This is a genomic window from Paenibacillus mendelii (assembly GCF_024498075.1).
GTDB classification, from domain to species: domain Bacteria; phylum Bacillota; class Bacilli; order Paenibacillales; family Paenibacillaceae; genus Paenibacillus_Z; species Paenibacillus_Z mendelii.
On record NZ_JANHOF010000001.1, the window covers coordinates 1,353,380 to 1,378,914 of the forward strand.

A 25,535-nucleotide genomic window follows, 5' to 3' on the forward strand; every position below is an offset into this window, starting at 1 on the left:
TTAGTTGTTATTATCGGCCCAATCTTGATTATACAGACATGCTGTAGCTGCCGAGAGTGCCCAATACTTTGCCCACATAACGCTGTGTTTCCTTCGGAAGCTGCCCCATCAGTTCGTTGAAATCTGCATCCGTACGGATACCGGTACGATCCACACGCCCTGGTCCTGCATTATAGGCTGCAAGAGCGGCTTGTATGTTCCCGTCGTACTTCTCCAGCAGATGGGAGAGATATCGGGTGCCTCCCTCAATATTCTGCTGCGGGTCGAAGGAATTGCTGACTCCCAGCCCACGAGCCGTGCCATCCATCAGCTGCATAAGTCCCTTAGCCCCGGCTGAGGAAACCGCATTCGGATTAAACGAAGATTCCGTATCGATAACGGCTTTAATAAGTGCAGGCTCTACGCCATATCGGGCTGCAGCTTCGTTTATGTAGGCATCATAGTCTGTAGAGCTTCCATAGGAAAAATCCGTCTCGCTCATTAAGACTGGCCATGCCGTTTGCTGGCGGAACATTGAACTCGCCCCGGTTGTACCGGTTAACGGCATGATATCTGCCGCAGGAATAAGAGTCCCGTCACCCCCTGCAAGCAGCTGCTGCAGAAGTGAACCAAACATGGATGAGCCATCCTGATTGTCGGGTGAAAGAATATTAGAACCACTTCCGCTGCCTTCTAAACTAGGCATGAACTGTAATTGCAGCAATGTACTCATAATACGCGGATCGATGCTCATCATTTGCCCCCATACGTGTTAGAAATCCGTTCTTAATCGACATACTTTGCTTTTATTCTACATGGTTTAGGAAAGAATCGCCAGTGGGCCAATGGTCCTAATCATTGTTTGCTGCACGAACATAAGAGAAACCGGCGAACAATTCGCCGGTCTCCTCAATTGACTTGCTTCAGGTCACTGCGTAATAAAGTGGAATAAGCACCAAGTATGCTGCTGCGGCAATCAGCCCCAGCGTGATCGACCAGACGCCTAATCCGCGGCTTCCTTGACGGTAGGCCATAAAGCCAATTACAGCACCCGTTATCCCTAACAGAACGGGCCAGACAAACCATGACATAATTGAAATAATTAGAGCTGCCCATCCTGTCGCACGGCTGGCTGAGCGTATTTCCTGATCCGCATCATTGCGAACGTCTGAACGGCTGTTCACCGGATGTACCGGTACGGCTAACTCAGCTGCCGCTTCTTCCTTATAACGTTCCCGGTCCAGATCAGACGGCCTGGTTTCTGCCTCATCATGCAATTCGGAATCATGTTTCTTGCTCATCCTCATTACTCCTTTGGTTTAAAGGTATGGCAGCATGTGAAGGCAGAATCAGCAGCGGTATCCTTGTGCGAGTCCCCCAAGCTTTCCGAAGCGAACTCGTTATCGAGATTCTTGCTGGCATGACTGTCGATATCGATGTGAATCGCATTGGCATGGCATTCATTACCTTGTCCCCAGAAGGAACAGTTGGCTACACTGCAGCTTACGCCCTTTGGCATAAAAATCACCCCCGGTATCAAGTTGCCCGACCCGGGGGTGTGCTATGCCTGCCTTATTTTTGTCCTTGCATGCGGCGCTGTGTCATGTAGTCATTCTCGTAATAAGCGAGGTCATCGCGCAGCTCCTCGTACACTTTGGAGACGGTTAGCACGATATCGCGAGCCGAATTGATCGGCTTTCTGCGGAAACGGATAGCATCCTGACCTGTATATGCATAGCGGCCATCTTCCGAATAGCATTCATTTTTGGGGTAGAAAAATGCGTTCACACATTGATGATACACTTCGTACAAGATCCGTTCAGCAAATTCATTGTCGAAATTAGGTCGTCTAATCGCCACGCCCAGCTTCTCGTACGCCACTTCCGAGAACGCCAGCAAATGACGAAGATCGGACAGCAACCCTTTATAGAAAAGCTCCGTTTCTTGGCTTTGATCATCAACAGCAAGCATCGGGAGCGTATGCTGATTCAGAAAGGCTTCCAAGTGGCCAATTCCCTGTTTTAGTTTGTCCTTGGTCGATTCACTGAGCGCTTTCACGTTGGTCGATGGCATATAAATCCCCTTTCATCGTTACAAAACAAAAAAATTTCAAACCATGAACATCGTACCACAAAATGCTTGTCAGTGATACTCCAGATTGGGTCGAACAGGTGTATATTTTCACGGCGACGGCCTAATTCTAAGCGTGAGACAACCCGGCGTTATTTTTCAGAAAAAACGAAGACAAATCGTATACACACTCTTAAAGGAGGGGCTCTTCACGATGCGACGAAAATGGATCGGCTGGTTCGCGGCACTTGCGGTCGCCGCATTCCTCATCCCTTTTATGCCATGGTTTGGTTCAGGGCCACGGGTACCAGGCAAAACGGATGAAGGACAGCAGCAGCAAAATCAGATCGCCATGAAAAAGACAGCAGCTACGCAGGAGCACACGATGAAGCTGAGGTCGGTTGAACGGGATAAGAACGCCACAGCCAAGCTTTGTAAAACAGAATGTTCAAGAAACTTTCATAAACTGATGATGACACCATCCTCGACTTCCCGCACGAAAGAATCCAATCTGCGAAGCATGATGGATATGCACAAGCAAATGGTTTACGTCTATTGGAAGCACAATGGACAAGCCATTAAACGGGGGCAGGTTCCTTCCGGCGGCAACGCGAAATTAAACGAGCAGGTAGCCATTGCCAAAACGCACTTAAATAAAGGCAAATCTTATACATCCGAAACGCTCGAGTTTAACGGCCATCCCTATATCGTGCTGACTGTGCCCAACACTAAGAAGAAGGGCGACGGAATCGTCGGGGTCGTGGATCAGGACGTCGTCAATCATGTCGAGGCGCATCAGCGCCGTAACCTTCGTATCGTTCCTTATCCAAGTGAAGGCAAATACAAAATCGAATCCGTTCTGCCCAATACGATGAAGGATACGACGGTTACAAGCGGCAATGACAACGGCAATGCCAGCCATTACCACATCAATGAGGTCGTCGTTAAATTTCAACGCCAGCCATCCGAGCGGGATTTCAGCCAGATCAAGCACGCCATATCGGCTTTGTCGATTAGAAAGCTGGGAAAAACGGAAACTTATGTATTCCGTTCGAACCAAAAAGATGCCGAGAGCATGATGAATTACTTCAAAGTAAATTGGAATCCCTATTATGTTGAGCCGCATTATTTGTATCTCACCAACGATACGGCGCCAATCGTACCGAACGACGTCCTATATTCGGAGTATCAATGGAATCTGCCCTCCATTGAAACGGAAAAAGGCTGGAGCGTCTCGAAGGGAAGCGATAAAGTTCTTGTAGCCGTGCTGGATACAGGCGTGCAGGCTGATCATCCCGATCTGGCCGGCAAGCTTAACGCCGGCAACAATATCGTCACACCGAATACAGCACCTGAAGACGATGTCGGTCATGGCACTCACGTCGCCGGCATCATTGCGGCCGTTGTGAATAATGGCGAGGGCGTGGCTGGCTTGTCATGGTACAACAAAATAATGCCGGTAAAAGTGCTCGACAGCAGCGGCGCCGGATCCACCTACTCTGTTGCTGAAGGGATTATATGGGCGACGGATAACGGCGCGAAGGTTATTAACATGAGCCTTGGCAATTACGCGGAAGCCGAGTTCCTGCATGACGCGATCCGCTATGCGTATGACCGCGACGTCGTTCTCATCGCAGCCAGCGGCAACGATAATACAGAACGGCCCGGTTATCCTGCCGCCTATCCGGAAGTATTCGCTGTCGCTTCAACGGATCCCGATGGAGCCAAATCGTCGTTCTCCAATTATGGCGACTATATCGACGTTGCCGCACCCGGAGCAAGTATAGCCAGCACCTATCCTGGCAGCCAGTATGCCGCTTTATCAGGCACATCGATGGCCAGCCCGCATGTCGCGGCGCTCGCCGGGCTCATCCGTTCCATCAATCCCAAGCTGACTAATGTCCAAGTCATGGACATCATGCGCAAGTCAGCCACTGACCTCGGAACCGAGGGCAAGGACAAATATTTTGGACACGGACAGATCGATGTCGTTCGGGCCTTGGAGGCAGCTCGTAAATCGACCAACGTATCCCTTCAACGCTTTCAAGAGCAAGTCGAAAGCCGTCTTGCCGAAATAGCCAAGAAATACAACAATACTGCAGCGATGAAATAAAATCATGGCCAAATAAACGGAAGATAAGAAAGACGAAGAAAGGCTGTTCCCGCATCGATCCGCAAGTACGGATTCGAAGGCGAGAACAGCCTTTTGTAAATATAAGAAAGTATTGGTTCCGTCAAAATTTGCTTTTCTTAGAGAAGAAATTAACTACGCCGCCAAAGGATGGCATTAGCCGTTTCTTCTTGATTCATTGAAATCGTGTCGGAAAGTTTGCCGTAAGCCGGGTTCTGTACTTCTAGTGGTGCAATCGGGAACGACCCTCCCACGCATGAAGCGACAATCATCTATCTAGGCCGGCCATTGCTGGCAAGCTCAAGCGACCAACCCGAACGCGCCCCGGGCAAGGGTGCGGCTCGAAGCCGCTGCGTTCTCTTAGGTCTTGCTCCAGATGGGGTTTACCAGGACCGAAGTCACCAACGGTCCTCGTGGTCTCTTACACCACGGTTCCACCCTTGCCTGTGCCGGCGCGAAGCCGGCCATCGGCGGTCCATTTCTGTGGCACTATCCTTCGGCTCGCGCCGACTGGACGTTATCCAGCATCCCTGCCCTATGGAGCCCGGACTTTCCTCTCGCGGCTGTTAGGCCGCCAGCGATTGTCTGTCAAACTTTCCGGTGTATTAGCTAGTATACTAGGAAAGGCGGCAAAGCTCAAGTGAGAGATCTTCCCTGCTAAACGAATTGAAAAGGTTCTGTAGGTATGGCAGACGCTACCGCAACCGTGCCATATTTGCGTTCTGCCAGTTCACGGTTCAACCACTCTGCAACCCGAGGCTTCATTATCTTCTCGATGTTATGACCGGGATCAATAATCGTCATCCCTGCAGCGATGGCATCATGCGCGGTATGATAGTCAATATCGCCTGTGATAAGTACGTCAGCCCCTGCAAACGATGCATGGCGGACATATTTGGAGCCTGCACCTCCTAGTACGGCGGCTTTGCGGATCATTCGCTCCGTGTCGCCTACGACGCGTACGAACGGAACGTCGAAAACGTGTTTCACTTGCTGGGCGAGCTCGCCCAGCTTAACAGGCTCGTCAAGCTTGCCGACGCGCCCTAGACCGAAGGTGCGCCCCTTGAGATCGACAGGATAAAGGTCATAAGCGACTTCCTCATATGGATGCGCCTTTAACATCGCTTGAACGACACGCCGATGTACACTGTGCGGAACGATAATTTCAATTCGCATTTCCGCCACGCGCTCCAGCCTTCCCTTCTCTCCAATGAACGGCTGCGCATCTTCGCCGGGCAGGAATGTTCCTGTTCCTTCACTATTAAAGCTGCAGCAGCTGTAACCGCCGATACCGCCTGCGCCTGCGTTCCACAATGCCTGCAGAACTTGTTCATGATGGCTATGGGGTACAAACACGACAAGCTTGTACAGCTTGTCCGTGTGCACATCCTCCAGGCATGCACGTCCATTCTTGGCCATGCCTATCAAGTCGCCCATCCAATCATTAATGCCGCCTTCGGCAACATCCAGGTTCGTATGCGCGATATATACGGCAATATCATGCTTGATCAGCTTTTCATACAATTTCCCGGCAGGCGTGGATGTATCGAGCTTAGCGAGCGGGCGGTAAATAATGGCATGGTGAGCCACGATTAATTCCGCACCGGATGCGATCGCCTCGTCCACGACTTCATCTGTAACGTCCAGAGCAACTAGAACCTTCTTAATTTCTTTCTGCAGTGTGCCAAGCTGCAAGCCGATCTTGTCATTCTCTACCGCATAATGCTTCGGTGCTAGCTGCTCCATGATTTGAACGACGGTTTGTCCGTGGGCAAACATGCGAGCACCTCCTTTATTTGATTCATTTCTTCGCGGATCGCAGCTTCTTTCTCACGCGACTCCGGCGATTCCGATAATGAGACCTGATGACGGATTCGCTCCAGTTTCTGCAGCTCCAGCTCCCACTTCTTGATCAATAAACCGCAGGGCTTCCGCAGTAAATAAGGACCCATCCGATACAGCCAACCCGCCTTTTTGTGTGATTCCATAGGGAGAGGCAGCACAGTCAGATCGTATACCCCTATATTTCGGATTTCAGCATCCTCCGCGTACACGGCATGAAGCACTTCATAGATACGGCCATCCTCTTCAAGGATGGCTTCATCCGCAAGAACCCAGCCGCGCCGTACAAGCCACCTCCGAACGATGTCTTCCCCCACGTTAGGCTGCAGGACAAGCTCTTGCACGCCAGCCAGCTTACCGCTCTGCTGCCCGGATTCGAGTATATCGGCCATCAAGCTGCCGCCCATCCCCGCAATCGTAATCGCGTCCACCTCTCCAGGCTGTAAGACAGCCAATCCGTCACCTTGCCGAACCGCAATTTTGCCCGTCAATCCGGCATCTGCGGTCTGTTTCCGAGCGGCTTCACAAGGCCCCGAATTCAGCTCGCCGGCAACAGCGGACGGAATCCGGCCGGATTGTATAAGATAGACCGGCAATAACGCATGATCCGAGCCGATATCAGCAACTCGCGATCCAGCCGTTACCCGGTCCGCAATCGTTTGCAAACGTTTCGATAACTTAATCATATCAGGCAACCCACGCAATCCATTTTTTTCGCAGCGAAAAGAGTATAGCGCCTCCCGCCATAATTTTAACGATTAACTGCAGCTGCAGCCACAGCCAGTCTTCTACAAACAGCTTGGCATACAGCTCCGGCATGAACCAGATCAGCGCACCGGCAACAAATAATACAGCTGATATCGGCCTGGACCATCTGTGAAAGAACCAGCTGCACCAGCCGAATACGAACGAGGCCGGCAGCCAGTAGAGCTGCACCTCATACCATTCCGGGGATTGGGTGTTATTCGATAACAGCCAGGCATACACGAGAAACGAAGCGATCCAGCCGCAAAGATGAAGAATGGGAATCCGCGCTGCGATCCCGAATATGACCCAGAACAGCGCGCACACGGCAAGCAGTCCCGCCTTCCATCCCCAACGCTCGAGCTCGTGCAGCTGCAGCATGTACAGACCTGCCCCCAGCATGAGCAGCATGCCGCTTCCAATTAACGCCAGTCCGGCAGACTCGCTTTTGGCACGGTATCGTTGACCGAATAGGAGCAGCAGCAGTACCCCGGAGAGCGATACCGCGATTTGCAATACCGGATGAAAAGCGCTAAAATAAAGTATAACAAAACAAATCAAGGAAAAAATTCCAAAAGTAAGGAGCCAATGCTTCCATGTTGCAAGTTTGATCGCTTTAACCGCTTTGCCGCTCAAATTTGCCGGTTCACGCTCTTCCCCCGATTCCAGGTACAAATTCAACAAAAAATCACAGTATTGATCGGGAAGCAGCTTGCTTCGCTGCCAATGCTCGATCTCTTTAATAATTATTTTGCGTCGATCCTGATCCATGTCGGCCGTTCCTTTCGGTCGCGCGAGTAAGTTGATGGAAAAAAGACCTCGCCGCTCTCGCAGAAAGGTCCTTCCAGCTTATTCAAGGAAATCTTTAAGCCGTTTGCTTCGGCTTGGATGACGAAGTTTGCGCAGCGCCTTCGCTTCAATCTGGCGAATCCGCTCACGGGTAACACCGAACACTTTCCCTACTTCTTCCAGCGTCCGCGTGCGGCCATCGTCCAGCCCGAAACGAAGTCGAAGCACGTTCTCCTCGCGCTCGGTCAAGGTATCGAGCACATCCTCCAGCTGCTCCTTCAGCAGCTCGTAAGCCGCCGCGTCAGCTGGCGCGAGCGCCTCCTGATCCTCAATGAAATCACCCAAATGCGAATCGTCCTCTTCACCGATCGGTGTCTCGAGCGATACCGGCTCTTGTGCAATTTTCATGATTTCTCTTACTTTTTCGGTGCTCAAGTCCATCTCTGCCGCAATCTCTTCCGGGCTTGGTTCCCGTCCAAGTTCTTGCAGAAGCTGACGCGATACGCGTACCAGCTTATTGATCGTCTCTACCATATGAACCGGAATACGAATGGTGCGCGCTTGGTCGGCAATCGCGCGCGTGATCGCTTGACGAATCCACCATGTCGCATAGGTACTGAATTTATAGCCTTTGGTATGGTCGAATTTCTCAACCGCTTTAATAAGTCCCATGTTCCCCTCTTGGATGAGATCCAGGAACAGCATGCCGCGGCCAACATAACGCTTGGCAATACTGACGACCAGACGCAGGTTAGCTTCAGCTAGACGCCGCTTCGCTTCTTCGTCGCCTTGCTCGATCCGCTTCGCGAGTTCCACCTCGTCATCCGCCGACAAGAGCGGGACGCGTCCGATTTCTTTCAAATACATCCGTACCGGATCATTGATCTTTATGCCTGGCGGGAGTGCCAAATCATCATCGAAATTGAAGTCGTCATGCTCGCGTTCCTGATCATCCCTCCCCACCGGGTGATCGTCGCTTTCATTCACCACTTCAATGCCGTGATCGTCGAGCTGCTCGAAAAACTCGTCGATTTGTTCCGGATCCTGATCAAACGGCGAAAGCTTCTCCATAATCTCTTTGTACGTTAAGGAGGATCTTTTCTTCCCTTGTTCGATCAGCTGTTCTTTAACCAGATCCAGCTTCTGCTCGGCATCCAATTCAGTATGTTGATCATTCGCCATATTCCGACTCCCTCCTCCCTAGAAACGATCATCCTGCCGATCTTTAAGCTGTCTCTCTAGGGCGATAATCTCACTTGCAATTTGTGCAGCCAACATCATGTCGCCGGATCGCTCTGCGCGCACCATGTTCTCTCTCTTTTGTTCGATTTCACGAAATCTCGGCACTTTGCGTATTTCCCTCACATATTCACCCAGCAGGTGTTCATCGAAAGGAAAATCATCGTCCGTCATCAAAATCGAAGCGGTTGTCCGCTCAAGACGGTCGTCTTGGAGCGACGCGATAAACCGGCTTACATCCGGATCATGGCCTTGCGCGTAATAAGCGTATAAGTAAGCAGCAAGCGCTGCGTGATCCTCTACGTTAAAAGCTTCGCCGAGCTGATCATGTACCATCTGCGCCGTTTCCCCATCCTGCAGCATGCGCGCCAGCAGCCTGCGCTCAGCTACTTGGTATGCGGGCAATATTGGAGGCGTAGAAGGCATACGACGGTTTTCATTCCTACCATTATTCCACGAATTGTCGTTATTATCCCTTTGCGGTTTCGATTTATGCTTCTTCTCCCGCACCAGATAACAGTCCTGCTTCAATGACTCCAAGGAGAGATCAACCTCTCGGGACAGTTCCTTCAGATAAAACTCGCGTTCGGTTGGAGAATCGAGCTCTGCGATAATGGCAACAGCGTCGAGCGAGTAATTCTTCCGACCCTCTTCTTCTAGGAGTATATGGTTTTTCTTGGCATATATTAGTTTAAATTTCACTGACGATGCAGGATGCTCGATAATTTCGCGAATAAACGTCTGCGCACCGTTTCGTTCAATGAAATCATCGGGATCCATTCCCTTAGGGAGCATCGCAACCTGTGTGCGAAGACCCGCCTTCTCAAGCAAGGGAATCGTCTTCAATGCCGCGTCTTGCCCGGCGTTATCGCCATCGTAACAGATAACCGCTTCCTCCACATTACGCTGCAGCATCGTGGCATGCTCCTCTGTCAAGGCGGTTCCCATCGAAGCAACACCATTATGAACGCCAGCACTCCATGCTTTGATAACATCCATATATCCCTCGAACAGAACGACCCGTCTGCTCCGCCGCATGACGACGCGGGCTTGATGGAAGTTATAGAGGTTGCGGCTTTTGTTGAACAGCACCGTCTCCGGCGAATTGAGATATTTCGGTTGACCTTCTCCGAGAATACGGCCGGCGAAGGCGATCACTTTGCCGTCCCTATTCCAGATCGGAAACATAATACGGTCACGAAAACGGTCGATATGGCCGCTTCCATCCTGTTTCGCGATCAGAAGGCCGCCTTTCTCCATCCGATCCGCCTTAAACTCCCGCTTCTCCAGGAAACGTACGAGCGTATCCCATTCTGGAGGCGCATATCCGATCATGAATTGATCAATCTGCTTGTCCGTGACGCCTCTGGAACGCAAGTAGTCCATGGCGGGCTGTCCGTGCGTTGTGTTCTTCAGCAAATAATGATAGAACTTCGCGGTCAACTCATGAGCGGCAATCAGCTTCTCGCGCTCTCCATCTTCAGCAGAGGATCTGCCGGATGTTGGGGAGGTGAAAGGAATGCCCGCGTCTTCAGCCATAAGACGAACGGCCTCAGGAAACGAATATTCTTCGATTTCCTCCACGAATTTGATGGCGTTTCCGCCCTTACCGCATCCATAACAATAAAAAATTTGCTTTTCCGGCGTTACGGTGAATGATGGCGTCTTCTCCGAATGAAACGGACATAAGCCTTTCATATATTTGCCCTGCTTGGAAAGATGAACGTACTTACCGACTGTTTCTACAATGTCATGATGCCGAAGTACCGCTTCAATAACGGAATCCGGAATTTTATCGTAAGCCATCGAACCTTCACCTTCATCCTAATGACACGTAATACTATTCGCTAATGTTCACGATTCTCCTGCCGACTGTTCAAAACTTTTGTCAGCTTTTGCTGAAAACAGACGCGATCTTCACTGGTCATCGCTTTTGGACCTTTCGTCCTGCCCCCGCTTCGGCGGCGTTTCGCAAGCACATGTCTGCGTTCCATCAGGAAATCGATATTGTCGTCATCATACTGCTGGCCTCGCGGCGATAAGGCAATCGCCCCTTTGGCCAGCACAACCGTAGCCAGTCCAAAATCCTGGGTTACGACGATATCTCCCTTAGATACATGATTCGAGATGTACAGATCCACAGACTGATCGCTTCGATCGACTTGAATCACCTGCACGCCATCCTCAGGCTCGAGATAATGATCATACGAGGCGACCATCAGGACCGGGACGGACCATTTGCGGGCAGCTTCGATAATTTCGCGTTTTACCGGACAAGCATCAGCATCGACAACGATGGACCGCTGGTTCGATTTGATTATGCATCACCGCATTTTCTGGTAAAGTACCGTACTATTATATACGGCATATGACGAAAAAATCCTGCTTGTCAAGGTCTAAATTCTAAAGTTTCTTTTAAAAATCAAGGTTTGGCATGCCATGCCGGTATCCCGCTTGTTTGCTGATGTTTCTTAGCTTCTCCGCGTCACATACTCCATGATGAGACTGGCTGTCTCTTCGACGGCTTTGTGGGAGACATCGATGACGACGCAGCCCAGCTTGTCCATAATTTCCCCTGCATAGGTAAGCTCCTGCTCAATACGGGAAGTCGTTGCATAGGATGCGCTATCGGGCAGTCCCAGCGCCTTCAGCCGTTCTTTGCGAATGACGTTCAAATAATGCACACCGATCGTAAGGCCGATGATTTTGTCCTTCCGCAGCTGGAACAGCTCGGCAGGTGGCTTCAACTCCGGCATCAGCGGCACATTCGCCACCTTGAACTTCTTATGGGCCAAATACATCGACAAAGGTGTTTTGGAGGTGCGGGATACGCCGACAAGGACGATATCAGCTTTAAGTATCCCAGTCGTATCCCGCATATCATCGTATTTAACGGCAAATTCGACTGCCTCGACCTTACGGAAGTAATCTTCATCCAGGGCATGGTTGAGCCCGGGCTCCTGCCGCGATTTGCGGCCGGTCTTCTCTTCGAGGCTCGAGACGAGGGAACCCAGCAAATCGATCGTGACGACGCCCTTTTCCGCAGCTAAACGGGCTAAGCCGCTTCGAAGCTGCGGGAGAACAAGCGTATACAGGATGATCGCTCCCTGCTCCTTGGCCTGCTCGACCACTCGCTCGAGCGCCGGCTCATCCTGAATGAAGGGCGCTCGGCGGATGTCGGCATGAATGGGATGGAACTGGGCGACTGCCGCCCTTACAACCAGCTCGCCGGTGTCCCCGGCAGAATCCGAAACGACATAAATGATCACGTCTGAATGTGCAGCGGCTGTCATTGGCTCATCCTCCTGTTAGCTCAATAGAAGCTAGTCTTCTTGTACATCACGCGGCAATACCCATTACGAAGCCTAAGCCTACCACACCAATTTGGACAAATCAGCCAGGCGCTCTACGGAATCGGCGATGGCAGCTAACGTTGCCAGCCTGTTCGCACGCAGCGCTTCATCTTCCGCCATGACCATAACATGGTCAAAGTAAGCATTGATCACGTCCTTGAGCTCGGACAGCTTCGCGATTGCGCCAGCTGCATCCCCAGCCGCTATTGCGGCATCGATAGCCGGGCCAACGGATTGCCAAGCAGCATAGAGCTCTCCCTCCGCTTGCTCCACGAACCGTGCTGGATCGACATGCTTCGAGGTCGCTTTCGCAGCCAGATTGCCGACACGCGTGAGCGCGTCTACGACCAGCTTGAAATCGTCACGGCGTTCGCCCGCAGCCGAAGCCGTCAAGGCAGCCGCCCGATTAACGGTCTGGCTCAAATCATTGTAGCCTGCAGCCATTACCGCATCGACCACGTCGTACCGGATTCCTTGCTCGGACAGGACATTCTTCACACGCAGCGAGAAAAACTCATACAGATCCTTACGTATTTGCGAGGCATCGCGTTTCAAAGTTCTTCCACTATGCACATCGATTGCCAAGTCAAACAACACATCCAGCGGCAGTTTCATGCCATGGGCCAGAATGATCTGAACGATACCGGCCGCTTGACGGCGAAGCGCATAAGGATCCTGAGATCCGGTCGGAATAATTCCGATCGAGAAGCAGCCGACGATGGTGTCGATTTTATCCGCTAAGCTGACGACGGCGCCGATCAGCGAGGCCGGTGCGCGGTCTCCCGCGAACCGAGGCTGGTAATGTTCATTGATCGCCTCTGCCACGGATGGGCGTTCTCCTGCTTTACGGGCGTAATCTTCACCCATAATGCCTTGAAGCTCTGGGAACTCGTATACCATCTGAGTAACAAGGTCGAATTTGCAAATCGCGGCGGCGCGGGCAATTGCGTCTCCTGTCTCAGAGTCCGTATCCAACGCTTTAGCTAGCTTGCTTGCCGTAATTTGAATGCGGCGCACTTTGTCCGCCACCGTACCGAGCTCCTCATGGTATACGATGGTTTCCAGCTTCGCGAGCGCATCGGTTATGGCCAGCTTCTGGTCTTCCTGATAGAAAAATTTGGCATCCGACAGACGGGCACGAAGCACCTTCTCGTTACCTTTGGCTACCTGCTCGATCGATGTCCGGTCACCGTTACGAACGGTTACGAAGAACGGAAGCAGCTTGCCTTTGTCGTCCAGCACCGGGAAATACCGCTGATGCTCCCGCATGGAGGTGATCAGCACCTCTTGGGGAATGTTCAAGAAGGACGGATCAAACGTGCCGAACAGCACGCTCGGATATTCGACAAGGAAAAGCACTTCCTCGAGCAAATCTTCCTTCACGGCAATATGCCAGCCCTTCTCAGCTGCAAGTCCATCGATCTGCTCGACGATCAAGCGCTCGCGCTCGGCGACATCAACGATTACATTCTGCTCGCGCAGGCGTTCCTCATATTGGGAAGGACTTGTAATTTCGGTTTCGGAACCGAGAAAACGATGTCCGCGTGTCATCTTGCCGCTTGCCACATCTGTAATTTCGAGCGGAATGACATCATTCCCGAACAGCGCGACAAGCCAACGGATCGGCCGGACAAAACGCAGCTCGTGACTGCCCCAACGCATGTTCTTCGGGAAAGACATGGATGTGATCAGCGAGGTCAGACCTTCCGGCAGCACATCCATCGTTACCGTTCCGATACTGCTCTTGTTGGCATAGATATACTCCACGCCCCCGAGCTCCTTGAAATAGAACGACTCCGGCTCGACGCCTTGACTGCGCGCGAAGCCAAGAGCGGCTTTGCTCCAATTCCCCTGCTCATCGAGTGCGATTTTTCGCGATGGCCCCTTCACTTCCTCATTCAAATCGGTCTGCTTCTCTTCTACATCGCCGATGTGAAGCGCGATCCGGCGAGGCGTCGCGTAGGCTTTCACTTCACCATGGGAAATACGGGCCGTCTCCAGCCATTTCACGGTCTTATCCTTCAACTGATTCATCGCACCGCGTACAAAACGGGCGGGAACCTCTTCCAATCCGATTTCTAGCAGCAGATCCTTAGCCATTCGCGCTCACTCCTTTGTTCAGCAGTGGGAATCCAAGACGTTCACGTTCCTCCAAATACGTCGCCGCACAAGCGCGGGCCAGGTTACGGACACGCGTAATATAACCGGTTCTTTCCGTTACGCTGATTGCCCCGCGTGCATCCAGCAGGTTGAACGTATGGGAACACTTCAGCACGTAGTCGTATGCAGGGAAGACGAGCTTGTTATCCATCGTCTTCTTCGCTTCCTCCTCGTACATGTTAAACAGGGAGAACAGCATCGCCGCATCCGATGTTTCAAATGTATATTTCGAATGCTCGAATTCCGGCTGCAGAAATACATCGCCGTACGTAACGCCATCGACCCATTCCAGATCAAACACATTTTCTTTATCTTGAATGTAGGAAGCAAGGCGCTCCATGCCATACGTAATTTCTACCGCTACCGGGCTGACGTCGATGCCGCCAACCTGTTGGAAGTAGGTGAACTGTGTAATTTCCATGCCGTCGAGCCATACTTCCCAGCCAAGCCCCCACGCGCCGAGTGTCGGGGCTTCCCAGTTATCTTCGACAAATCGGATATCATGATGCTGCGGGTCCAGCCCCAGGCGCTTCAAGCTTTCCAGGTATAGTTCTTGAATGTTATCCGGTGAAGGCTTGAGAATGACTTGGAACTGATGGTGCTGGTACAACCGGTTCGGATTCTCCCCATAGCGGCCGTCAGCCGGGCGCCGGGATGGCTCGACATAAGCCACATTCCATGGCTCCGGACCGATCGTGCGGAGGAAAGTCATGGGATTCATCGTGCCTGCGCCCTTCTCGACATCGTAAGGCTGTACGAGAATGCAATTTTGTTCCGCCCAGAATTGCTGCAGCGTCAAAATCATGCCTTGAAAATTCATGGTTCACGTCTCTCCTTTAACTGAATAGGTTCATTCATCCGTCTCACCAGAAGTCGGGCAGGCAACAAAAAAAGCTCTCATCCCTACGTCTGCTGATACAGACATAGGGACGAGAGCGTATCTCCCGCGGTTCCACCCTACTTGGTTCCCGATCCGCCACCGCTAATGGGGCTGAGCGAAAAACCCACTTTCTGACTGCTGAACTCCGGAGCGCCTTTCAACGATCAGTCCGTCCGGGCTTTCACTGTCCCCGGAATCGCTAATGACAAGACATCTTGATCATTTACTCTCTCCATCATCATTCCTTATCTAATGTTATATCATAGCGTTTTTCCAACTTCATGTCAATGTTGTCCAACCACAGAGCTTCTCATTCATGAACGCTGCTTTTCCGTCACCTTACTTTTGTCCGGATAGATGGCTCCGCAGCGCCAGACTGGCCTTCACGGTCTGAATAATATCCGGAAGAAGAATGCAGGCTGGAGATTGTCCTCTGCATGCCGCTGCCCATGCTGCCAATTCACTTGTCAGGCTATCGGGATTGGTTCTGCCGAACGACTGCTTCCCATCCTTCGTAAAGACCTGTCCGTCCGTATGGTCCTGCTGCACCCTGATCGCGCCATGCGTGCCGATAACTTCAATCTCATTCGCGGGATACGGGTAGGAAACGTTGAACAGAACATCGAACGATCCGAGCGTTCCACCGGATAATTTGCAGACAGCCTTCAGAACGTCTGCATGCGGACTTTCATGGTCGACCGTGTTCCCGGCAACCCCAAAGATATCGCCGATTTCCTGATCGGAAAGCCAGCGCAGCAGATCAAGGCAGTACCAAGCCAAGAAATGCTCGATCCCGCCTTCAGCCTTCTCGTAATACCAGCTCTTGGCTGGCCAAAATTTCAACATGCCGTGCTGATGCAGCATACGGATCGCTGTAGGTGCACCGATTTCGCCTTTTCGGATTCGTTCGCGAGCTTGGACGAAAGCCGGTTCAAATCGTGCGGTCAAGCCGGCGGATACGATGGTTGAAGAAGGCTTCTCAATCGATTCAAGCAGCTGCAGCCCTTCTGCATTGACGGCTGCGGGTTTCGAAGCAAACACGTGAATGCCGGCTTCAGCCAACCGTTTCACGATGCCTGGAATCGTTGATGGACGAGTCGTAATGCAGACCGCTTCGACTTGTTCCTTCTCCAGAAGCTCTTCCAGCTGCGCATATACCGGAATATTGAATTTCACCGAGAATTCAGAAGCCGAAAATCCTGAATTATTCACGATCTCATCGTCGCTGACGCCCAGTGTAGTACAACCTGCGACTTCCACGTCAGGGATGGATTGCAGGGCTGCAGTATACATCTGACTGAAGAAGAAGCTGTCTAGTCCAGCTATGCCTACCCTCATTGGTCTAACGCCCCCTAACTTGCTTGTTCGATCGAATCACTCGGGAAAAATGCTTAAGGGTGTACGCGACACCACTCTCCGTCAATGCAGCAAGATCCGCCCCAGGAGGAGGCTCTATCTCCAAAGTATAAGGCAGATCCTCCACTTCCGGACAATACTTGGATAAAATATCGACGATCTGCGGAAAATCAACGTCCCCTTCTCCGATTCCACAGCCCTTCACTTTAATCCACTCCCCTTCGGTTAGCGGACGGACGGTCATATCTTTAATATGGGTCGATATGGTGTAGGGAGCCAATGTAAAGGCTGCGTCCAACGGATCTTCGGCAACCGAATAAGCATTGCCTGTATCCAGCTGCGCTCGCAGTGCCGGGTGATCCACCTGCCTAAACATTTGCACAAGGTCGCTCCCGCGATAATCGGCATGGTTTTCAACCGCCAGACGGACGCCGTATGGTTCCGCCGCTTCACATAGATTCCGCAGCGCGGAGCCCATCCGGTCCAGCTGCTGCGCAAGCGGCGGATCCTGTCGCCAGCGGTGATGCGTCGAAGCCGTCGGAATCCGCGTCACCTTCAGCGGCATACAGATCGTCTCGACGAGCCGGACGAACCGGTCTGTCGGCTGCTTATCGGCATGCTCAATGTAACGGTCGCCAAAACCAATTATTAATTCAATCCCCGAATCTTCGATAATGGCTTTCACCTCATCGAAATAAACCGGGTTCAGCAGCGGTTCCGTCCCGCATTGGAGCGCCATGATGCCCAGCTCCTGACAGCGGCGCAGCGCGCCGACAATGTCATGATGGGGCAGACCCAACGAATGAATAACGATACCCAGACGCATGATTAGCGCTCCTTCACGATTGGATTTGATACTTCAGAAGCTCGAACAACGGGTTATGCTCCTCCGCAAGCGGAAAATACACGATTTTCCGTTCCTGCGCCGATTGGTAGATACCGACAATGACCTCCAGTGCCGCCCGGCCTGATTGAGCCTGAAGCAGATGGGGCTTCCCTTCCTCCAAGCCTTGGATCAAATCCGTGATGACCCGTTCAATGGAGGAAATCGACTTAAACGGAATCTCGAAGCCCTCTACTTCATCCCCCCGGTGAATACGCACGATTGGCTGGCCGTTGACGACATCATCACCATCGATTTCAATTCGTCCGGTCGTTCCGTGCAGCACGATCCGGTGGTAGCCGGCTGGTGATACAAGGCTGCCTAACGATTCGGCATCAGGGGCTGGATAAGGGGCATGAGATTTAGAGAATCCCCCAGTCGTCAACGTCGCTCGAACACCATTATCGAAAGCAAACATGGCCAGGGAAGCGGCTTCATTCGGATGCCCGAAACGGAAGCTTCCACCCGAAGCATCAACCTGGCCAAGAACCCAAGAAACGGGGATATCGTTATTATAGAACCGCAGCAAATCTATGGAATGCGTGCCATCGACAAGTAAACTTGTCCACGGATGACCATAAGACTCCATCTGCGTCAGCTGCCCGATCTTCCCCTGCTCCAGCAGCTCCTTCGCTGCTGCGTACTGAGCGCCATATCTTCGTTGATGTCCGATAATTAACAGCACATTATTTTGCTGGCAGATCTCCGCCATCTCATTGGCTTCTGTCATCGTAAGGGCCATTGGTTTTTCGCAATAAATCGCTTTCGGTTGATAAGCCGCCAGCTCCATTGTTATCAGATGATGCAGATGATGATGTGTGCAAACGCTGACGATGTCCGGCCGCACCTGCTCCATCATCTCCTTATAGTCGGTATAGACATGAGGGATGCCAAATTGTTCCGAGAAGCTGTTCGCGGAATCCTGGTAAATATCCGCACAAGCCACTAAATCACATCGCCCTGTGTCTGCGTACCCGCGCGCATGCGCCCTGGCGATGCCTCCGCAGCCAACGATGGCCGCCTTATACGTGATGCTCATCGATATCACTCCACCCTTTTTAGTAAAATCCAGTAATTCATGGATTCAAGACTACTTCCCGGGGAATGCTTCTCTTCTCAATATGACTTGTTCTTGTGCCCGGAAACGTTACCTAAGCATGGACCTCCTCCCTTATATATAGTCGCAACACCTTCACTATATCTGCTTGCATATGAATTTGGAGTGAATTTCCGTTCCAGGCTATCCCGCTCTGGAACATTGCCGATCATGATCCGCAGACAGCAAAAAGCCAAGCCCATTGTTAGGGCTTGGCTGTCGGTCAGTTGGTCAGTCGATCGCGGGTCCGCGCGAATTATTCAGGCTTCTCTCGTTCAATGAGTGGTGTTGAAGCGTATTTATCCAGCTGATCCAAGAAAGCGCGTGATTTCAGCGGGAGCCCAATATGGGCGTCCATTAGCTGCCGCATGACCTGCTTCAGCTGTTTTTTCGTCTCGTCCTTCACCTGAATGCTGCCAAGTCGGCGCAAGTCCATCCTTCGGAATACGCGCAGCAGCTTCAGTGCCCCGTCGCTAAGCTCGAACGCCGACGGATCACGATGCTTGCAGCGGCTGCACAGCACGCCACCCGATCTTGCGCTAAGCCACATCGAGCCTGCAGCGTTCTCGCACACCGTGCATGCATCAAATTCAGGAGCATAGCCGGCGGTTTGCAGCATTTTTATTTCGTAGAGCTGAATCGTAATCTCGGGATCCTTGCCTTCTGATAAGGCCGTTAAGCACGCTTTCAGCTGTTCGAAAATATATCCGCTCGCTTCATCCTCGTGAAGTACCCGGTCGGTTAGCTCAGCCGCGTAGGAAGCATAGGCGACAAGCTCCAGCTGTTCACGCAAAACATGGTGAGATTCGATGATCTCACCATGTGTCAGTGTGCCTAATCCGCTATTCCGGAAAAAAATATATTCACCATGCGTAAACAGATGGGCCAGCGATCCGTGACGGCTTTTTATTTTTTTAGCGCCGCGTATAATGATGCCCACTTTGCCATGCGTACTCGTAAGCAGGGTCACGATTTTATTGCCTTCCCCATAATCCATGCTCCGGATAATAATCCCTTCGACCCGGTATTGCATCTCCAATCTCCCCTTACCCGCGGGAATGCCTGCCCGCACTTCCCTCCAGCTTGCACTCGCCGGTTACAATGGAATGTCATCCCCGTCGGAGTCCGCCGTTCCAAGACTCTCATCCCCATCTTGCATCGTATCGGAAGCAGCCATTTGATCCATTTCCTTATACAGCAAGAAGGCATCCACATCCCCGGTCAGCGTAAAATACTTCCACGAAAAATCTCGCACCCGTATTCATCCCTTTCCATCACTGACGAAATGATATCAGAGATAGGATGCGGAATTACGGGCACTCCTATGCTAAGCATAAACGGGTATTCTGTCCTGAATTTGGTTAATCGTTCCGGAAGCCGAGATCCTTCAAGGTCCGTTCATGATTCCGCCAATCCTTCTTCACCTTCACCCAGAGCTCTAGGAAGGAACGCGAGCCAAGAAGCAGCTCGATATCGCGCCGCGCCAGCTTGCCTACTTCCTTGAGCAGCGCCCCCTGCTTGCCGATCACAATCCCCTTCTGAGAATCGCGCTCTACATAGATGACGGCTCCGATATAGACGACGCCGTTCTCTTTCACGCGCATATCCTCGATGGCCACCGCAATGGAATGCGGCACCTCTTCGCGGGTGAGATGCAAGATTTTCTCGCGAATGAGCTCTGCGCAGACGAACTGCTCCGGGTGATCGGTGACTTGATCGGCAGGATAATATTGAGGTCCTTCCGGCAAATATCGGGTGAGCACATCCAGCAGCGTCTGAACATTGTTTCCCTTTAAGGCGGAGATCGGAATCACTTCAGTGAATTCATGCAGCTCCTTATACTGAGCGATCAGCGGCAGAAGCTCTTCAGGGTGAATCTTATCTATTTTGTTCATGATGAGAAACACAGGCGTCTGTACTTTCTTTAACTGTTCGATGATATAGCGGTCTCCGCCTCCGAGTCCTTCCGAAGCGTCGATTAGAAACAAGGCCGCATCAACTTCACCGAGGGTGCCAACGGCCGATTGGTTCATAAAATCACCGAGCTTGTGTTGAGGCTTATGAATGCCCGGCGTATCCAGGAAAACGATTTGGGCATCATCCGTTGTATACACGCCATGGATTTTGTTCCGGGTCGTCTGCGGCTTATCGGACATGATCGCAATCTTCTGTCCGATCATCTCGTTAATCAAGGTCGACTTGCCCACATTGGGACGGCCGATGATCGCCACGAATCCGGAGCGATAGGGTTGTTTCTTATTCGTTTGACTCATGCTGCTCGGTATGTCCCCTTCCTTCAATCAATGAAAAAGCGCCCGGCAGCAGCTCCGATACGGTCGAAACGCGCCAGTCGCCGTTTAAATTCCCCATAATGACAGGCATGTCGGGCTTGCATAGCTCAACCATTACCTGCCGGCATACCCCGCATGGTGTAATCGGGTCGCTAGTATCGCCGATAACTGCGATCGCCTGAAACGATCCCGGCTGCCTGCCGTCAGCAATCGCACGGAAGAATGCCGTACGTTCTGCGCAATTGGTCGGGCCGTATGCCCCATTCTCTACATTGCAGCCGTAATGGACAAGGCCTTCACTGTCCAGCAGTGCTGCTCCCACTTGAAAGTGGGAATAGGGCGTATAGGCACGCTTGCGTGCCTCCAGCGCCTCTGCCAGCAGTGTCTGCCATTGTTCAGGCAATCGTTCTAGAGATTTATTCATCGTCGCGCAATCCTCCAACTATGCCATAGTGTGCAGCTCTGGCTGCCTTTCAGCCTCCGCCTACAACTTCCCAGATACGGGGGCCGAACAACAGAAGTCCGGCCACCACAGCGGCGACTGCTGTTACCAGGACAGCTGCCGCTGCCGTGTCTTTGGCTGCCTTGGCTAACGGATGCCGATCCGGACTTGCCAGATCGACAACAGCCTCGACTGCCGTATTGAGCAGCTCAGCCGCAATGACCATTGCGATGACAAGAATGAGAATGATCCATTCCACCCGTGATAATTGACAGGCCGCCCCGGTTGTTAAAGCCACGGCCGCGGCTACGAGATGAAACTTCATATGCCGCTGCGTTTTGACCGCGTGTATGATCCCGGTCACTGCGTAACCAACGTTATGGAAAAACCGCTGCATTAGCGGGACAAGCCTGCCTTGCTCAGGACGGCTTCCTGTTTCTCCGTCATGACAGCTTCACTCGCCTCGTCTCCATGGTCGTAACCGATGAGATGCAGAAATCCGTGAACGAACAGAAATCCGATTTCACGCTCCAGTGAATGCCCGTATTCTTCACTCTGCGCTTTCGCCCGCTCAGCCGAAATAATAATGTCCCCAAGCATCCCTTCGAAGGGGAAAGCCTCGTCCTCGCTTTCCACCTCATACAAGATGTCCAGCTCCTCGTCGGTTTCCTCCTGCATCGCGAAGGAGAGAACGTCCGTCGGACGGTCGATCCCCCGGTACTCAAGGTTTAACTGATGAATGCCCGCGTCGTCGACGAATGTGAGCGCCACATCGCCTTTGGTAATCCCTTCCGCTTCAGCCGCTATATCGAGCAGCTGCTTTAGCCGCTCCATATAGGAATCCGGAATCGTGATTCGGTCTTGATCATTGCTCCATTCCAACTGCAAACTCATGCCAGCCGCTCCTTTGGTTTCACATCTTCCGGATACTCAATTCGGGAATGGAAGATGCCTATTACCGTTTCCTTTAAGATTTGTGCAATTTTGTTCAGTTCTTTCAAGGTCAAATCGCAATCGCTAAGCTGACCGTCGTCGAGCCGGTCCTTAATGATCTTGTTGATCATGGATTCGATTTGCTCCACGGTCGGATTGCGCAAGCTCCGGACTGCGGCCTCCACGCAATCGGAAATCCCGACAATGGCCGCTTCCTTGGATTGCGCTTTGGGTCCCGGATACCGGAAATCGTCTTCCGTGAAGTCCGGCTGCTCACCGGCTGCTTCCGCTTCTTTCAATGCTTTGTAATAGAAAAACTTCAAGAACGTCGTCCCATGATGCTGCTCGGCTATATCGCGGATCCGCTTCGGTATATTGTGGCTCTTCAGCATGTCCACGCCGTCGCGCGCATGTGCGACAATAATCGATTTGCTCAGCATCGGATCGATGGAATCATGCGGATTCTCCATATTGGACTGATTCTCAATGAAGTAGCTTGGGCGCTTCGTCTTGCCGATATCGTGATAGAACGATCCGACGCGGCATAGCAAACCGTTGGCACCGATCGCCTCCGCGGCAGCCTCGGATAAATTCCCGACCATTACACTGTGATGGTAGGTACCCGGCGTCTCCGTCAACAATTTGCGCAGCAGCGGGTGGTTCGGATTCGACAGCTCAACCAGCTTAAGCGCCGACAGGATCCCGAAGGAGACCTCGAAGAATGGCATCAAGCCAATGACGAGTATCGCCGTAAGCAAGCCTCCGGCGAATGCGAAAGCCACCGTTGCGATTATCTCAGTCTTGCCGGGCAGTTCGCCAATCAACAATATGGAGAGCACCGAAGCCGAGCCGAACAGGCTGACCATAATGCCGGCCTTGAGAATGGTGGACCGCTGACTCGCCCGATGAATGGCGAATATCGCAGCGAATGAGATGACAGCCGTCATAAAGCCGTAATTAAAATCGAATATACGACCTGAACTCATATTGAATATGATGCTGCTTAATATTGCAAACAGGAAGGAACAGACCATAGCCAGCTGAACGTCTAGCAGCATCACGATAAGCATCGTGCCCATTGCCGTTGGAGCCAGGTAGCCAACATAAGGCATCGATTCTGACTGTGTCAGCGCGACAATCTGCATCGCGAGCACATTAAGAAGGAAGATCACCCACAGCATGGCCAGCTGAGCGTTATTGTAGCGGTTCTTAGCGTCGTCGCTCATGCTGGACGCCTTCTCCAGATAGCTATAGATAACTAGCAGGAATAAGATCGATAGCAGCAGCAGACCGAGCTGCGGCAAATACGATCGTTTATCCTGCAGCAAACCCAGACCGGACAGCCTATCGTATACTTCCTTCGTTACCATATCGCCCTTATGCACGATCACATCGCCCTGCTTAATAACTACTGGCGGAGTATTCTCTCTTGCTTTGACGCGTGCTTCATTGGTCGCTTCTTTATCCAGAAATTTATTCGGCATTAAGGCGAACCTGGCGAGTTCCTGCACGATTTCCCGCGTCTTGCGTTCGGACAGCGAGCTGGCATTAACGAGCTCCGCCACCTTAGTTCGCGCGGTCTCCGCTTCACGAAGTGGATCGCCCATCAGTTTACGGACAATATCAACTCCAACCTTGCGCATGTCCGACAATTGTGTGCCGCTTAGCGATGGAAGCTTATAGAAGGTCTCCTCCGGGATTCGGTAGGCTTGAGCTTTGACCATATTGGATATTTCTTCGAGAAGCGTATCGTTGTAGGCCTCGTCTCCGCGATTGGCTTGAACGAAATTAGCAATGAAGTTCGTATAGGATTCCGGAATTTCATTCCGGTAAATATTGACCTTGCTCTGCTCTGTTACTTGGTCGTCTTGATTCAATTGCTCCAGTCTTGTAAAGAGCTGCTCCAGCAGCGATTCGGGGCGCAGGGCGACGATCGAATAAATCGGCTCAACCCGTTCGGCAGCCGCTTCCTGCGCTTCCAAGGTTGCTTTCTTATCTTCGCTGGGACCTTGCGCTGTAATGTCACGGTCGCTCGGCTTACCGGGCTCAATGTCATACGTCTTCGGCAGCAGGTGCGGCGCAAGACTGAAGTAAAATAATAAGACAAACAGAAGCAGCAGCACCCAGCGGACGGCTGGGCTGTGCTTCCATCCAGTTGACATGGTTATCATCCCCTCCTCCTGAGTCATCCCCTTCGCTTATCTGCAGCTGAATCCGGTGAATATCACGCCGGAACGATAAGGGGGGATGCCAAAGGTTACAGACTGCCCTATGGGTTACTCCTGATTATGCCAGGGCGAGTCCGCTTATGGATGTTACATTCAAAAGACCCCTGCTGCACCAAGGCTAGCATCAGCTGCCCAGGCTAGGGCCTTACTCACGCGTTTTCTTCAAAAGCGTTGTACGCCATAATAATTTTTTGAACCAACGAGTGACGGACGACGTCTTGCTCAGAGAATAATATGAATCCGATTTCCTCGATGTCCTTGAGAATCCGGCTAGCTTCGATAAGCCCGGATTTGCGTCCTCTGGGCAGATCGATCTGCGTGACATCGCCGGTAATAACCATCTTCGAGCCGAAGCCTAGACGGGTTAGGAACATCTTAATCTGCTCCGGCGTCGTATTCTGCGCTTCATCCAAAATGATGAAAGAATCGTCCAACGTCCTGCCCCGCATATAAGCCAGCGGTGCCACCTCAATCAGCCCGCGCTCGAAAGCCTTGGCTGTCTGATCCGGACCGAGCACGTCATGCAGCGCATCATACAGCGGGCGCAGGTAAGGATCCACCTTCTCCTGCAAATCGCCGGGCAGAAATCCGAGATTCTCCCCTGCCTCAACAGCCGGCCGCGTCAGCATGATCCGTTTCACGGAGCCTTCCTTCAAAGCCGCGATGGCAAGCACAACCGCTAGGTACGTTTTGCCCGTACCGGCCGGACCGATTCCGAATACAATGTCCTTCTTCTTAATCGTCTTCACATAGTGACGTTGGCCGATCGTCTTGACGCGGATCGGTTTTCCCTTGTACGTCGATGTGATCTCCGCCTTGAACAAATCCAGCAGCTGGTCTGCCTGAAGCGTCTTCGCCAGTTCAAGGGCATACATGACATCACGCTCGGTTGCCGTATAGCCGCCTCTGAATAATTGCTGCAAAACCGTGTACAGCTGTTCGAGGGAATCGACATCCCCGGCGGGTCCGGAAATCGTAATTTCCGCCTCCCTGGACATAATGTCCGCACTCATCTGTTCCTGTACAAGCCTCAAATACTTGTCCTGTGGACCGAACAGCGCCAGTCCTTCTGCACCGCTTTCCAGCGGAATCTTCACTACCTTCGTCTCATTGTGCAAA

Annotated in this window: 25 protein-coding genes and 1 other RNA gene; 1 reads left to right on the forward strand and 25 read right to left on the reverse strand. The window is 52.0% G+C overall.

Annotated elements, in window-relative coordinates:
• Window positions 1-28: 28 nt before the first annotated feature.
• The 4 genes from NNL21_RS06215 to NNL21_RS06230 all read right to left on the reverse strand — a co-directional run bounded on the left by NNL21_RS06215 (window position 29) and on the right by NNL21_RS06230 (window position 2,052).
• Window positions 29-736: a lytic transglycosylase domain-containing protein gene (locus NNL21_RS06215; protein ID WP_309145306.1), complete on the reverse strand. Its 708-nt coding sequence runs from the start codon at window positions 734-736 to the stop codon at window positions 29-31.
• Between the two features lie 166 nt (window positions 737-902).
• On the reverse strand, window positions 903-1,280 hold the full coding sequence (locus NNL21_RS06220; RefSeq protein ID WP_204816533.1) for a DUF4190 domain-containing protein: 378 nt from the start codon (window positions 1,278-1,280) through the stop codon (window positions 903-905).
• A 5-nt stretch (window positions 1,281-1,285) separates the two neighbouring features.
• Window positions 1,286-1,498, reverse strand: a complete 213-nt coding sequence (locus NNL21_RS06225; protein WP_204816534.1) for a DUF1540 domain-containing protein — start codon at window positions 1,496-1,498, stop codon at window positions 1,286-1,288.
• 53 nt (window positions 1,499-1,551) lie between these two features.
• Window positions 1,552-2,052, reverse strand: coding sequence for a YpuI family protein (locus NNL21_RS06230; RefSeq protein ID WP_204816535.1), 501 nt, complete (start codon window positions 2,050-2,052; stop codon window positions 1,552-1,554).
• 211 nt (window positions 2,053-2,263) lie between these two features.
• Between NNL21_RS06230 and NNL21_RS06235 the strand changes: the two genes are divergently transcribed.
• Window positions 2,264-4,162 carry a S8 family peptidase gene (locus tag NNL21_RS06235; protein WP_204816536.1) on the forward strand — a complete coding sequence of 633 codons (1,899 nt, stop codon included), beginning with the start codon at window positions 2,264-2,266 and terminating at the stop codon, window positions 4,160-4,162.
• A gap of 207 nt (window positions 4,163-4,369) precedes the next feature.
• Here the strand turns inward: NNL21_RS06235 and rnpB are convergent.
• The 21 genes from rnpB to NNL21_RS06340 all read right to left on the reverse strand — a co-directional run bounded on the left by rnpB (window position 4,370) and on the right by NNL21_RS06340 (window position 25,534).
• An RNA gene (gene rnpB, locus NNL21_RS06240) (RNase P RNA component class A) lies at window positions 4,370-4,777 on the reverse strand.
• 60 nt (window positions 4,778-4,837) lie between these two features.
• Window positions 4,838-5,959, reverse strand: a complete 1,122-nt coding sequence (locus NNL21_RS06245; protein WP_204816537.1) for a Nif3-like dinuclear metal center hexameric protein — start codon at window positions 5,957-5,959, stop codon at window positions 4,838-4,840.
• The gene (locus NNL21_RS06250; RefSeq protein ID WP_204816538.1) at window positions 5,914-6,708 is read right to left on the reverse strand and encodes a tRNA (adenine(22)-N(1))-methyltransferase; all 795 of its coding nucleotides are present in this window, start codon (window positions 6,706-6,708) and stop codon (window positions 5,914-5,916) included. The genes NNL21_RS06245 and NNL21_RS06250 overlap by 46 nt, the downstream gene beginning before the upstream one ends.
• Before the next feature lies 1 nt (window position 6,709).
• The gene (locus tag NNL21_RS06255) at window positions 6,710-7,537 is read right to left on the reverse strand and encodes a hypothetical protein (RefSeq protein WP_204816539.1); all 828 of its coding nucleotides are present in this window, start codon (window positions 7,535-7,537) and stop codon (window positions 6,710-6,712) included.
• Window positions 7,538-7,615: 78 nt separating this feature from the next.
• A complete protein-coding gene (gene rpoD / locus NNL21_RS06260; RefSeq protein WP_204816540.1) occupies window positions 7,616-8,737 on the reverse strand; it encodes an RNA polymerase sigma factor RpoD in 1,122 nt (373 codons plus the stop codon).
• Window positions 8,738-8,755: 18 nt separating this feature from the next.
• The gene (gene dnaG / locus NNL21_RS06265) at window positions 8,756-10,600 is read right to left on the reverse strand and encodes a DNA primase (protein ID WP_204816541.1); all 1,845 of its coding nucleotides are present in this window, start codon (window positions 10,598-10,600) and stop codon (window positions 8,756-8,758) included.
• Between the two features lie 41 nt (window positions 10,601-10,641).
• On the reverse strand, window positions 10,642-11,112 hold the full coding sequence (locus tag NNL21_RS06270; protein WP_204816806.1) for a YaiI/YqxD family protein: 471 nt from the start codon (window positions 11,110-11,112) through the stop codon (window positions 10,642-10,644).
• A 153-nt stretch (window positions 11,113-11,265) separates the two neighbouring features.
• Window positions 11,266-12,087: a pyruvate, water dikinase regulatory protein gene (locus NNL21_RS06275; RefSeq protein ID WP_204816542.1), complete on the reverse strand. Its 822-nt coding sequence runs from the start codon at window positions 12,085-12,087 to the stop codon at window positions 11,266-11,268.
• A gap of 78 nt (window positions 12,088-12,165) precedes the next feature.
• A complete protein-coding gene (gene glyS / locus NNL21_RS06280) occupies window positions 12,166-14,247 on the reverse strand; it encodes a glycine--tRNA ligase subunit beta (RefSeq protein WP_204816543.1) in 2,082 nt (693 codons plus the stop codon).
• Window positions 14,240-15,127 (reverse strand): glycine--tRNA ligase subunit alpha, encoded by an 888-nt coding sequence (gene glyQ, locus NNL21_RS06285; protein ID WP_204816544.1) that lies wholly within the window; start codon window positions 15,125-15,127, stop codon window positions 14,240-14,242. The genes glyS and glyQ overlap by 8 nt, the downstream gene beginning before the upstream one ends.
• Before the next feature lie 399 nt (window positions 15,128-15,526).
• A complete protein-coding gene (locus NNL21_RS06290) occupies window positions 15,527-16,525 on the reverse strand; it encodes a Gfo/Idh/MocA family protein (RefSeq protein ID WP_204816545.1) in 999 nt (332 codons plus the stop codon).
• A 4-nt stretch (window positions 16,526-16,529) separates the two neighbouring features.
• Window positions 16,530-17,369, reverse strand: coding sequence for a sugar phosphate isomerase/epimerase family protein (locus NNL21_RS06295; RefSeq protein ID WP_204816546.1), 840 nt, complete (start codon window positions 17,367-17,369; stop codon window positions 16,530-16,532).
• Window positions 17,370-17,382: 13 nt separating this feature from the next.
• The gene (locus NNL21_RS06300; protein ID WP_204816547.1) at window positions 17,383-18,465 is read right to left on the reverse strand and encodes a Gfo/Idh/MocA family protein; all 1,083 of its coding nucleotides are present in this window, start codon (window positions 18,463-18,465) and stop codon (window positions 17,383-17,385) included.
• Between the two features lie 313 nt (window positions 18,466-18,778).
• The gene (recO, locus tag NNL21_RS06305) at window positions 18,779-19,555 is read right to left on the reverse strand and encodes a DNA repair protein RecO (RefSeq protein ID WP_204816548.1); all 777 of its coding nucleotides are present in this window, start codon (window positions 19,553-19,555) and stop codon (window positions 18,779-18,781) included.
• 63 nt (window positions 19,556-19,618) lie between these two features.
• Window positions 19,619-19,777: a YqzL family protein gene (locus tag NNL21_RS06310; RefSeq protein ID WP_204816549.1), complete on the reverse strand. Its 159-nt coding sequence runs from the start codon at window positions 19,775-19,777 to the stop codon at window positions 19,619-19,621.
• Between the two features lie 106 nt (window positions 19,778-19,883).
• A complete protein-coding gene (gene era, locus NNL21_RS06315; RefSeq protein ID WP_204816550.1) occupies window positions 19,884-20,795 on the reverse strand; it encodes a GTPase Era in 912 nt (303 codons plus the stop codon).
• On the reverse strand, window positions 20,779-21,237 hold the full coding sequence (gene cdd / locus NNL21_RS06320; protein ID WP_204816551.1) for a cytidine deaminase: 459 nt from the start codon (window positions 21,235-21,237) through the stop codon (window positions 20,779-20,781). The genes era and cdd overlap by 17 nt, the downstream gene beginning before the upstream one ends.
• Window positions 21,238-21,286: 49 nt before the next feature.
• Entirely contained in the window at window positions 21,287-21,652 is a 366-nt protein-coding gene (locus NNL21_RS06325) for a diacylglycerol kinase (RefSeq protein ID WP_204816552.1), read from the reverse strand.
• Window positions 21,652-22,149 (reverse strand): rRNA maturation RNase YbeY, encoded by a 498-nt coding sequence (gene ybeY, locus NNL21_RS06330; protein WP_204816553.1) that lies wholly within the window; start codon window positions 22,147-22,149, stop codon window positions 21,652-21,654. The genes NNL21_RS06325 and ybeY overlap by 1 nt, the downstream gene beginning before the upstream one ends.
• Window positions 22,146-24,350 carry an HD family phosphohydrolase gene (locus NNL21_RS06335; RefSeq protein ID WP_256555064.1) on the reverse strand — a complete coding sequence of 735 codons (2,205 nt, stop codon included), beginning with the start codon at window positions 24,348-24,350 and terminating at the stop codon, window positions 22,146-22,148. The genes ybeY and NNL21_RS06335 overlap by 4 nt, the downstream gene beginning before the upstream one ends.
• A 215-nt stretch (window positions 24,351-24,565) precedes the next feature.
• Window positions 24,566-25,534: a PhoH family protein gene (locus NNL21_RS06340; RefSeq protein WP_204816555.1), complete on the reverse strand. Its 969-nt coding sequence runs from the start codon at window positions 25,532-25,534 to the stop codon at window positions 24,566-24,568.
• Window position 25,535 lies beyond the last annotated feature (1 nt).

Coding starts and splice junctions, on each gene's coding strand:
- NNL21_RS06215 (WP_309145306.1), bottom strand. CDS start 736: ATGATGAGCATCGATCCGCGTATTATGAGTACATTGCTGCAATTACAG.
- NNL21_RS06220 (WP_204816533.1), bottom strand. CDS start 1,280: ATGAGCAAGAAACATGATTCCGAATTGCATGATGAGGCAGAAACCAGG.
- NNL21_RS06225 (WP_204816534.1), bottom strand. CDS start 1,498: ATGCCAAAGGGCGTAAGCTGCAGTGTAGCCAACTGTTCCTTCTGGGGA.
- NNL21_RS06230 (WP_204816535.1), bottom strand. CDS start 2,052: ATGCCATCGACCAACGTGAAAGCGCTCAGTGAATCGACCAAGGACAAA.
- NNL21_RS06235 (WP_204816536.1), top strand. CDS start 2,264: ATGCGACGAAAATGGATCGGCTGGTTCGCGGCACTTGCGGTCGCCGCA.
- NNL21_RS06245 (WP_204816537.1), bottom strand. CDS start 5,959: ATGTTTGCCCACGGACAAACCGTCGTTCAAATCATGGAGCAGCTAGCA.
- NNL21_RS06250 (WP_204816538.1), bottom strand. CDS start 6,708: ATGATTAAGTTATCGAAACGTTTGCAAACGATTGCGGACCGGGTAACG.
- NNL21_RS06255 (WP_204816539.1), bottom strand. CDS start 7,537: ATGGATCAGGATCGACGCAAAATAATTATTAAAGAGATCGAGCATTGG.
- rpoD (WP_204816540.1), bottom strand. CDS start 8,737: ATGGCGAATGATCAACATACTGAATTGGATGCCGAGCAGAAGCTGGAT.
- dnaG (WP_204816541.1), bottom strand. CDS start 10,600: ATGGCTTACGATAAAATTCCGGATTCCGTTATTGAAGCGGTACTTCGG.
- NNL21_RS06275 (WP_204816542.1), bottom strand. CDS start 12,087: ATGACAGCCGCTGCACATTCAGACGTGATCATTTATGTCGTTTCGGAT.
- glyS (WP_204816543.1), bottom strand. CDS start 14,247: ATGGCTAAGGATCTGCTGCTAGAAATCGGATTGGAAGAGGTTCCCGCC.
- glyQ (WP_204816544.1), bottom strand. CDS start 15,127: ATGAATTTTCAAGGCATGATTTTGACGCTGCAGCAATTCTGGGCGGAA.
- NNL21_RS06290 (WP_204816545.1), bottom strand. CDS start 16,525: ATGAGGGTAGGCATAGCTGGACTAGACAGCTTCTTCTTCAGTCAGATG.
- NNL21_RS06295 (WP_204816546.1), bottom strand. CDS start 17,369: ATGCGTCTGGGTATCGTTATTCATTCGTTGGGTCTGCCCCATCATGAC.
- NNL21_RS06300 (WP_204816547.1), bottom strand. CDS start 18,465: ATGAGCATCACGTATAAGGCGGCCATCGTTGGCTGCGGAGGCATCGCC.
- recO (WP_204816548.1), bottom strand. CDS start 19,555: ATGCAATACCGGGTCGAAGGGATTATTATCCGGAGCATGGATTATGGG.
- era (WP_204816550.1), bottom strand. CDS start 20,795: ATGAGTCAAACGAATAAGAAACAACCCTATCGCTCCGGATTCGTGGCG.
- cdd (WP_204816551.1), bottom strand. CDS start 21,237: ATGAATAAATCTCTAGAACGATTGCCTGAACAATGGCAGACACTGCTG.
- NNL21_RS06325 (WP_204816552.1), bottom strand. CDS start 21,652: ATGCAGCGGTTTTTCCATAACGTTGGTTACGCAGTGACCGGGATCATA.
- ybeY (WP_204816553.1), bottom strand. CDS start 22,149: ATGAGTTTGCAGTTGGAATGGAGCAATGATCAAGACCGAATCACGATT.
- NNL21_RS06335 (WP_256555064.1), bottom strand. CDS start 24,350: ATGTCAACTGGATGGAAGCACAGCCCAGCCGTCCGCTGGGTGCTGCTG.